This is a genomic window from Marinobacterium ramblicola, assembly GCF_019084545.1.
GTDB lineage: Bacteria > Pseudomonadota > Gammaproteobacteria > Pseudomonadales > Balneatricaceae > Marinobacterium_D > Marinobacterium_D ramblicola.
Window position 1 is genome coordinate 1 of sequence record NZ_JAHREP010000064.1, and the last position, 1,294, is coordinate 1,294.

A 1,294-nucleotide genomic window follows, 5' to 3' on the forward strand; every position below is an offset into this window, starting at 1 on the left:
GGAAACCTTCCCCCGTAAAGTAGACGCCTATCTCAACCTGGAGGTAGGCGGAAAATGGCAAGAATATTGAGTAAAGAGCGAGTAGTCGAATACTCGCTAGAATTCAAAATCAAAGTAGTTGAGCTGACGAATAAGCTGGATGTCGAAACGGTCGATATTGCGGAAGCTCTGGGGCTTCATCCCATAATGCTCTACCGCTGGCGACAGGAATATCGAGAGGGTAAGTTTGTCGCTCCCCCGACGAGAAGGATCAGCATGACAAAGAGGCCATCAACGCCCTCCCAGGAGAAGGAGCAAGCAAAAGAGCTTAAGCGGTTGCAAAAAGAAGTGGCGGCCTTGAAGAAGGAGAACGACTTTCTAAAAAAGTGGCAAAAGTACCTGAAGGATCAAAGGCAGAACGGTTCGGATACATAGCCGAACACGGTGCTGAGTTTGGTATCAGGTACCTCTGCACAAGGCTGGGTGTTTCTCCTGCCGGCTTCTACAAGTGGATGAAACGAACACCGTCAAAACGAGCTAGAGAGAATCGCGTTCTGGCCACGCGGATTGAAGAAATTTTTGCAGAGAATGGAGGCCTCTACGGTAGCCCACGTGTATATGAAGCCCTGCGGCAGAGCGGTGAAAAGGTCAATCATAAGCGTGTCGAGCGCATCATGCAGGATGCCGGACTGGTGGGCAAAGCCGGCAGGCTCTACAGAAGGAAGGCGTTGCCTGAAAATCCCTGTATTACGGTTGGCAACATCAAGCGGGAATTGGGTGAGCCTAAGGGTCCCAATGAGCAATGGGCGGGTGATGTGACGTACCTGAAGGTCAAAGGGGAGTGGCACTATCTCGCCGTCATCCTGGACCTGTATTCACGGCGCGTGATCGGCTGGGAGTTGGGCTATACAAGAGCAGCGACATTGACGCATTCAGCATTGAAAAAGGCGTTGAGGCACCGGGACGTCAAACCAGGGCTCATTTTTCACAGTGATAGAGGCGCGGAATACGGAGCGTATCTCTTTCAGGATGAGCTTAGAAAGGCGGGGATCCGGCCGAGCATGAACCGGCCCAATCACGTCACCGACAATGCACATGTGGAATCCTTTTTTAAGACATTGAAAACCGAAAGCTTTCACGGAATCGCATTCTCGTCGGTGCATGAGCTACGAATGGCACTGGCATGGTACATGGACGAGTACTACAACACCCGGAGACTGCACTCGTCGCTGGGATACAAAGTACCTGAAGACTATGAAAGAATGGCGGCATAAGATCGATTTTATCGGGCGTCTACTTTTATGGGGGAGCTTTC

2 protein-coding genes are annotated in these 1,294 nt (G+C 51.2%); both read left to right on the forward strand.

Going from position 1 to position 1,294, the window contains the following annotated elements:
- The first annotated feature begins 54 nt into the window (after positions 1 to 54).
- Complete coding sequence (locus KQ940_RS22600; RefSeq protein WP_217416907.1) at positions 55 to 414, forward strand: transposase; 360 nt, start codon at positions 55 to 57, stop codon at positions 412 to 414.
- Entirely contained in the window at positions 366 to 1,253 is an 888-nt protein-coding gene (locus KQ940_RS22605; protein ID WP_343222716.1) for an IS3 family transposase, read from the forward strand. The genes KQ940_RS22600 and KQ940_RS22605 overlap by 49 nt, the downstream gene beginning before the upstream one ends.
- Positions 1,254 to 1,294 lie beyond the last annotated feature (41 nt).